We start from the raw sequence: 8,312 nt of genomic DNA on the forward strand, positions 1-8,312 counted from the left end.
GATGGCTTGCGCGCTCTTTAAGCCATGGGGGATGCGGTGAAAAGGGCTAGCTGGGCCGCGCCGCCTTGCGCTCTTGGCGGGTCAGGACGAAAGGCGCGCGCACCGGTGCCCCCTTTGCATCGAAGAGCGGGGTTTCGCGATGTTTTCCGGCCAGCCGCGCGCCGAGCGCGCGCAGGACGATGCCCAGACCGGTGCGGGCGAAGCCGTGTTCCTTTACCGGTTTTCGCGCGTGGGTTGTCTGAACCTCTGCTCGGATCTTGCCGAGGTCGGGGGAGTCGGCGGGCAGAATCGCCCCCAGGAAAGGCACCGCCGGCGTGGCCAGCGTGTTGCCGATGGGCGTGCCGCAGCAGGCCGCGTACCAGCGCAGCGCGCCTTTCGGCGACAACCGCAGCACCTCGAGGTTTTCAAGGCCCCCGGTGAAGGTCAGATTGTGCGGGACGGTATGGAAGATCGTCGTGCCGCCCGCGTCGTCGAGCCAGTCTTCGGCCCGCAAGTGGCGCGCAAAGGTCTGACAATCGGCGCAAAAACACTTGATCTTGGTGCCGCGCGCCCTGGCGGCGATGCGCCATTGCGTCTTGCCGCAACGGCAGCTCAGATCGGTTGGTCGGGACATTGGGCGGGCTCCGGTCGGACACGTTCACGGGCATCGTGCCACCCGGCGCGGGATAAAAAAAGGCCGAGCGTAAAGCTCGGCCGTAGTCCAACAGGGAGGTATGATAGTGAAGCGCGAGCGCCTCACCGTCACAACCGGAATTAGTACCCAGTTTAGAGTCGTTCAAGATTTAATCGGTAGCAGGTGCAGCAATTCCGTTATGCGTTGTATGCATATCACATGCAGGATGCGGCTAACTTCCCTCCAATGCGCGCAGGGATTTGCGGTGCGCGATGATCTCTTCCTGCACGAAATCGCGGAACGCCGCGATGCGTTTCGATTGCCGCAGCTCTTCGGGATAGGCAAGGAAAACAGGGACTTCGACGGATTCGATGTCTGGCAGAACGCGCACGACCGACGGGAAATCCTCGATGATGTAGTCGGGCAGCACGCCGATCCCGAGGTTCGAGATCACCGCCTGAAGCACGCCGAAATAGTTGTTCACCGTCAGGGTTGACTGGATGTCATGGGTCAAAAGCTCTTGCACAAGCTGCAGACCGGCACCAACTTGCGCGGCCCGCGTGTTCTGGCAGATCAGGCGGTGGCGGTGGATGTCCTCGATGGTTTCCGGCGCGCCCCTTTCGGCAAGATATTCGGGCGAGGCGTAGAGCCGCATGCGCACGCTCATCAGCCGTTTACGGATGAGGTCGGCCTGGCTGGGTTCCTTCATCCGGATGGCGACGTCCGCCTCGCGCATGGGCAGGTCCAGCACCCGTTCCTCGAGCATCAGGTCGATGTTGAGGTCGGGGTATTTTTCGTAAAGCTTGGTCAGGCGCGGGGCCAGCCAGAGCGCGCCGAAACCGAAGGTGGTGGTGACGCGCAATTCGCCAAAGACCTCCTCTTCGCTGTCGCGGATGCGCGCGGTGGCGGCGTCGATGCGTTTGACCATCGAAGAGGTGGCGTCGAACAGCAGCTCGCCTTGTTCGGTCAGGATCAGCCCGCGGGCGTGGCGGTGAAAGAGCGTCGTGTTGAGCGATTCCTCCAGCGCGCGAACTTGTCGGCTGACCGCGGATTGCGACAGATGCAGCGCGTCGCCGGCATGGGTCAGGCTGCCGGCATCGGCGACGGCGTGAAATATTCTAAGCTTGTCCCAATCCATTCCGGCAACTTTCATAAGTTTTGCTAACACATATATGACGATTGTTCGGGTTTGAACGCTAACATGGCGAAAACACCCGCAATCCTTAAAAATACCCTGTGCAGGTCAGCATTTATGACCTAAAATGCAGCGCAGGCAAGACAATTCAGCGTTGGGAGGCGCGGCATGAGCAAGCAGCAGATTTCCCTGAACGACCGTTTCGACCTGTCCAAGGATCAGGTCCTGCTGAATGGCACGCAGGCGCTGGTGCGGCTGATGCTGACCCAAAAGGCCCGCGATACCGCAGTGGGGCTGAACACAGCAGGCTTCGTGACGGGCTATCGCGGCTCCCCGCTGGGGGCGGTCGATCTGCAGATGATTCGCGCGGCCAAGCAGCTGGCCGCCGCCGACGTCACCTTCAAGGAAGGGCTGAACGAGGATCTGGCGGCCACGGCGCTCTGGGGGTCGCAACAGGCCGAGCTGCGCGGCGAAGGCAAGTACGACGGGGTCTTCGGGCTCTGGTACGGCAAGGGGCCGGGGGTGGACCGCTCGGGCGACGTGATGCGGCATGTCAACATGGCCGGCACCTCGCCCCATGGCGGCGTCATCATGGCGATGGGCGACGATCACACCGGCGAATCCTCGACCGTGCTGCACCAGTCCGAATGGGCGATGGTCGATGCCTACATGCCGGTGGTGTCGCCGGCGGGCGTGCAGGAGATCATCGATTACGGCATCTATGGCTATGCGCTCTCGCGCTTTTCCGGGCTCTGGGTCGGGCTCAAGACGATGAAGGACACGGTCGAGGCGACGGCGGTCGTCGATGGCCGCATCGACCGGATGCAGCTGGTCACGCCCGAGTTCGATATGCCCGAGGGCGGGCTGAACATCCGCGTGCTCGACACCCCCGCCGCGCAGGAGGCGCGGATGATCGACTACAAGAGGTTCGCCGCCGAAGCCTTTGCGCATGCAAACAAAATCGACAAGCGGGTCTGGGGTAAACCGGGCGCGAAGATCGGCTTTGTCGCGGCGGGCAAGAACTGGCTCGACCTGGTCCATGCGCTGTCTCTGCTGGGTATCGACGCGGACGAGGCCGAAAGGCTGGGGGTCACCACCTACAAGGTCGGGCAGACCTTCCCGCTGGACATGCGCGGCTTTCACGACTGGGCCGAGGGGCTCGATCTGATCGTCGTGGTCGAGGAAAAGCGCAAGCTGATCGAGGTGCAGATCAAGGAGGCGATATTCGACGACCGCCGCGGCCGGCGGGTCTGGGGCTGGCACAAGGGCGGCGGCGCCGGGTCGATGCATGGCGAAGAGCTTTTCCCGACGCGCGGCGCGCTCGATCCGGTCCTGATCGCGCAGCGGCTGGGATACATCCTGGTCGCGGAAGGGCGCGGCACCGATCGCATCAAGGCCGGGCTGCAACAGCTTGAAGAGGCTCGCAAAGCCGACAATGCCGAGGAAATCGCGGCGCGCTTGCCCTACTTCTGCTCGGGCTGTCCGCACAACAGCTCGACCAGGCTGCCCGAAGGCAGCCGCGCCTATGCCGGGATCGGCTGCCACTACATGGTGCAGTGGATGGACCGCAACACCGTCGGCTACACCCACATGGGCGGCGAAGGGGCGAACTGGATCGGGGAATCGCTCTTTTCCAAACGCGACCACATCTTCCAGAACCTCGGGGACGGCACCTACAACCATTCGGGCGTTCAGGCGATCCGCGCCGCGCAGGCGGCGGGGACCAAGATCACCTACAAGATCCTCTTCAACGACGCTGTCGCCATGACTGGCGGGCAGAAGAACGAAGGCGGGCTGACCCCGCAGCGCATCGCCGCCGAGCTGAAGGCGATGGGGATCGGCACCATCGCGGTGGTCTATGACGAGAAGGAAGACATCGACAAGGCCAGCTTCCCCGCCGGCGTCCCCCTGCATGAACGCGCCGAAATGGACCGGGTGCAGCGCGAGATGACCGAGGTCGACGGCGTTTCGGTGATCATCTACGTGCAGACCTGCGCCGCCGAGAAACGCCGCCGCCGCAAGCGCGGCACCTTTCCGGATATCGACAAGCGCGTCTTTATCAATACCGATGTCTGCGAGGGCTGTGGCGATTGCGGCGTGCAGTCGAACTGCGTCTCCATCGTTCCGGTCGAGACCGAGCTGGGCCGCAAGCGGGCCATCGACCAGTCGAGCTGCAACAAGGATTTCTCTTGTCTCAAGGGGTTTTGCCCGTCGTTCGTCACCTTGCAGGGCGCGCAGCCGAAAAAGGTCGAAACGGCGGCGCTGGACCTGCCGCATCTGCCCGCGCCCGATCTGCCGCAGATCGACGGCACCTGGAACGTCGTCGTCACCGGGGTCGGCGGCACCGGCGTGGTGACCATCGGTGCGGTGCTGGCGCAGGCCGCCCAGATCGACGGCAAGGGCGCCGGCATGATGGAGATGGCGGGGCTCGCCCAAAAGGGCGGCGCGGTGCATATCCACCTGCGACTGGCCAAAGCACCCGAGGACATCAGCGCCATCCGCGTGGCCACCGGCGAAGCGGATGCGCTGATCGGCGGCGATCTGGTGGTCAGCGCCGGGGCCAAGACGCTGGGCCTGATGAAGACCGGGCGCACCGGCGGCGTCGTGAACGCGCATGAGATCATCACCGGGGATTTCACCCGGGACACCGAATTTTCCTTGCCGACCGATAGGTTGCAGGTCGCTCTTCAGGCGCGGCTTCAGGACCGTCTGGCGCTTTTCGACGCGTCGGAACTGGCGCGGCTGACCCTGGGCGATTCGATCTTTTCCAACATGATGCTTTTGGGTGCCGCCTGGCAGAACGGCCTCGTGCCGCTGAGTCACGAGGCGATCATGCAGGCGATCGAGCTCAACGGCGCCGCGCCAGACCGCAACAAACGCGCCTTCGAGATCGGCCGCTGGGCGGTGCTGCACAAGGACGAGGCCGCGGCGATGCTGGCGCCCAAAGTGGTGCAATTGCCGAAAACGCTGGACGAAAAGATCGCTTTCCGCGCCGATCATCTGATCAAGTACCAGGGCAAGCGGCTGGCCAAGCGTTATCGCCGAATGCTGGACGGCATCGCCGATACGCGGCTGCAAGAGGCGGTGGCGAAAGGCTATCATAAGCTTCTGGCCTACAAGGACGAATACGAGGTCGCGCGCCTGCATCTCGACACCATGGCCAAGGCGCGCGAGCAGTTCGGCGGCGACCTGACCCCGACCTTCCATCTGGCCCCGCCGCTCTTGTCCAAGACCGGTTCCGACGGGCGCCCGGTGAAAAAGCAATACGGGCCGGGGATGCTGAAGGCCTTCGGTCTGCTGGCGCGGATGAAGGTGCTGCGGGGCACACCGTTCGACCCGTTCGGGCGCACCGAAGAGCGGCGCATGGAACGCGCGCTGATCCGGCAATACGAGGCCGACTTGGCCGAATGGTTGCCCAAGGCCACGCCCGAACGCATGGACGCGCTGGTGGCGCTGGCGGAATTGCCGTTGCAGATCCGTGGCTTCGGCCCCGTGAAACAGGCCAACGAAGAGAAAGCGGCGAAGCGGCGCGAAGAGCTGCTGGCGGCCCTTCGCACAGGCCCCGAGGTGCTGTCGAAAGCGGCGGAATGACGGGTCCGGGCCCGCTGTCATACGGTCTTTACCTTCCCGTCACATAGAGGCAGGACGAGGCCAGACCCGAAGGACGCCGCGCATGACCGGACACCACCACGCCGCGCGTGACATCTCTTACGCCCATTCCGCCCAGACCCGTGGCGGACGGGCGATGATCCGCCTGATGGAGAACGCCACCGGACGGCTGGCCCTGATCCGCCGGGCCGAGGGTTATGAGGACGAGATCGCGCAAGGCCGCGATTTCTGGCAGGTGATGGTGGCACGCTACGGGCTCGAGCTTGAGGTGATCGCGGGCAACCTCGGCAATCTGCCGAAGGACGGCCCGCTGATCGTCATCGCCAACCATCCCTACGGCATCCTCGACGGGCTGATGCTGGGCCATATCCTGTCGATCGCGCGTGGCGATTTCCGGATCCTGGCGCATCAGGTCTTCCGCAAGGCGGCAGAGCTGGACCGGATCATCCTGCCCGTCAGCTTCGACGAAACCCGCGAGGCGGTGCAGCAGAACTTGGAGACGCGGCGCGCGGCGCTGCGTTATCTCGGCCAGGGCGGCTGTGTCGGCATCTTCCCGGGCGGCACCGTGTCCACCGCCGTCACGCCCTTTGCCCGGCCCATGGACCCCGGCTGGCGCAGTTTCACCGCCAAGATGCTGGCGCGGTCGGGCGCGGCTGTGGTGCCGGTCTATTTCGACGGGCACACCAGCCGGCTCTTTCAGCTGGCCAGCCATCTGCACACGACCCTGCGGCTTGGCCTGCTGATCAAGGAGTTCCGCAAGAGGGTCGACACGCCGGTGCGCGTGGCCATCGGCGAACCCATCGATCCGACCACGCTGCAGGCCAGGGAAAAAGACCCGCGCGCGATGATGGATTTCCTGCGCAAAGCGACGTATGAGCTGTCTCCACGACCGTTCGAATCCATCGGGTATGGGTTCGAATTCGAAGAAAGGCACAAGCGGCGCGGCCGGTAGGGCGCGCGCCGGAAAGGGTGACAGCATGGCCGTTGGCGTGTTCGATTCGGGGCTGGGCGGGCTGACCGTTCTGGATGCCGTCACCAGACGGCTGCCAGACGTGCCCTTCGTCTATTTCGGCGACAACGCCCATGCGCCCTACGGCGTGCGCGATGCGGACGATGTCTATGAGTTGACCGTCGCCGCGACCGAACGGCTTTTCGCGGCGGGCTGCGATCTGGTGATCCTGGCCTGCAACACCGCCTCGGCGGCGGCGCTGCGGCGGATGCAGGAAAGCTGGGTGCCGCGCGACAAGCGGGTGCTGGGGGTCTTCGTGCCGCTGATCGAAGCGCTGACCGAACGGCGCTGGGGCGACAATTCCCCGCCGCGCGAAGTGGCGGTGAAACACGTGGCGCTTTTCGCCACGCCCGCGACCGTGCGCAGCCGCGCCTTCCAGCGCGAGCTGGCCTTCCGCGCCATCGGCGTCGATGTCGAGGCGCAGGCCTGCGGCGGGCTGGTCGACGCCATCGAGGAAGGCGACATGATCCTGGCCGAGGCGCTGGTGCGCAGCCATGTGGACGCGCTCAAGCGCAAGATGCCCGATCCGGAGGCGGCGATCCTGGGCTGCACCCATTACCCGCTGATGCAAGAGGTCTTTCAGGACGCGCTGGGGCCCGAGGTGGCGGTCTACAGCCAGGCCAATCTGGTGGCGGATGCGCTGGCGGACTACCTGAAACGGCATCCGGATATGTACGGCAGCGGCTCTGACGCGATGTTCCTGACCACGGGCGATCCGCGCCGGGTGTCCGGCCACGCGACGCAATTCTTGCGACGAGAAATCTCGTTCATCTCCGCCTGATCCGACTTTTTGCCCTGATTATCCGAGGCTTATCGAAATGACCTACAATATCGCCATCATCGGCGCGTCCGGCTATACCGGCGCCGAGCTTATCCGGCTTATCGCCACCCATCCGTCTTTCCGCATCGCGGCGCTCGCGGCCAATTCCAAGGCCGGCAAGCCGCTGGGGGCGGTGTTTCCGCATCTGCGCCATCTCGACCTGCCAGACCTGGTGACCTGGGAGGAGATCGATTTCTCTGGGATCGACCTGTGTTTCTGCGCCCTGCCGCACAAGACCAGCCAGGAAGTGATCTCGAAACTGCCCGAGACGCTTAGAATCGTCGATCTTTCGGCGGACTTCCGGCTGCGCGACCCCGAGGCCTATGCCAAATGGTACGGCAACCCCCATGCCGCCACCGAAATGCAGAAAGAGGCGGTTTACGGCCTGACCGAGTTCTACCGCGCCGAGATCGCCGGGGCGCGGCTGGTGGCCGGGACCGGCTGCAATGCCGCGACCGGGCAGTTCATGCTGCGCCCGCTGATCGCGGGCGGGGTGATCGGGCTCGAGGACATCATCCTCGACCTGAAATGCGGCGTGTCCGGCGCGGGACGGTCGCTGAAGGAAAACCTGCTGCATGCCGAGATGTCGGAGGGCGCCAACGCCTATGCGGTCGGCGGCACACATCGGCATCTGGGCGAATTCGACCAGGAATTCAGCGCCGTTGCCGGGCGCGAGGTCAGGATTCAGTTCACGCCGCACCTTGTGCCGATGAACCGGGGCATTCTGGCCACGGCCTATGTGACGGGCGATCCGGCGGCGGTGCATGGCGCATTGCGGACGGCCTATGCTGACGAGCCGTTCCTCGAGGTGCTGCCCATGGGCGAGACGCCCTCGACGCATCATGTGCGCGGATCGAACTTTTGCCATATCGGCGTGACCGGCGACAGGATTGCCGGGCGGGCCATCGTGGTGGCGGCGCTGGACAATCTGACCAAGGGGTCGTCGGGGCAGGCGGTGCAGAACGCCAACCTGATGCTGGGCGAGGAAGAGACCGCCGGGCTGATGCTGGCGCCGTGTTTCCCGTGATCGGTTTCGGGCGCTGACGCGCCCGACCGGGGGGGGGGGGGGGGGGGGGGGGGGGGGGGGGGGGGGGGGGGGGGGGGGGGGGGGGGGGGGGGGGGGGGG

The 8,312-nt window shown here is 65.0% G+C and carries 6 protein-coding genes; 4 read left to right on the forward strand and 2 right to left on the reverse strand.

Annotation, left to right across the window (positions count from 1 at the left end):
* Positions 1–46: 46 nt before the first annotated feature.
* Together RXV88_RS18925 and RXV88_RS18930 are read right to left on the reverse strand one after the other, a co-directional pair.
* Positions 47–613, reverse strand: a complete 567-nt coding sequence (locus RXV88_RS18925) for a DUF6151 family protein (RefSeq protein ID WP_316295068.1) — start codon at positions 611–613, stop codon at positions 47–49.
* 232 nt (positions 614–845) lie between these two features.
* A complete protein-coding gene (locus RXV88_RS18930; RefSeq protein ID WP_316295073.1) occupies positions 846–1,751 on the reverse strand; it encodes a LysR family transcriptional regulator in 906 nt (301 codons plus the stop codon).
* A 165-nt stretch (positions 1,752–1,916) separates the two neighbouring features.
* Between RXV88_RS18930 and RXV88_RS18935 the strand changes: the two genes are divergently transcribed.
* The 4 genes from RXV88_RS18935 (at position 1,917) to argC (ending at position 8,213) form a co-directional block, all read left to right on the forward strand.
* Entirely contained in the window at positions 1,917–5,339 is a 3,423-nt protein-coding gene (locus RXV88_RS18935) for an indolepyruvate ferredoxin oxidoreductase family protein (protein ID WP_316295069.1), read from the forward strand.
* 82 nt (positions 5,340–5,421) lie between these two features.
* Positions 5,422–6,309, forward strand: coding sequence for a lysophospholipid acyltransferase family protein (locus tag RXV88_RS18940; RefSeq protein WP_316295070.1), 888 nt, complete (start codon positions 5,422–5,424; stop codon positions 6,307–6,309).
* A gap of 25 nt (positions 6,310–6,334) precedes the next feature.
* Positions 6,335–7,147: a glutamate racemase gene (gene murI / locus RXV88_RS18945; RefSeq protein ID WP_316295071.1), complete on the forward strand. Its 813-nt coding sequence runs from the start codon at positions 6,335–6,337 to the stop codon at positions 7,145–7,147.
* A gap of 37 nt (positions 7,148–7,184) precedes the next feature.
* The gene (argC, locus tag RXV88_RS18950; RefSeq protein ID WP_316295072.1) at positions 7,185–8,213 is read left to right on the forward strand and encodes an N-acetyl-gamma-glutamyl-phosphate reductase; all 1,029 of its coding nucleotides are present in this window, start codon (positions 7,185–7,187) and stop codon (positions 8,211–8,213) included.
* Positions 8,214–8,312 lie beyond the last annotated feature (99 nt).

The organism is Aestuariicoccus sp. MJ-SS9 (assembly GCF_032586235.1).
In the GTDB taxonomy this organism is placed as follows: Bacteria; Pseudomonadota; Alphaproteobacteria; order Rhodobacterales; family Rhodobacteraceae; genus Aestuariicoccus.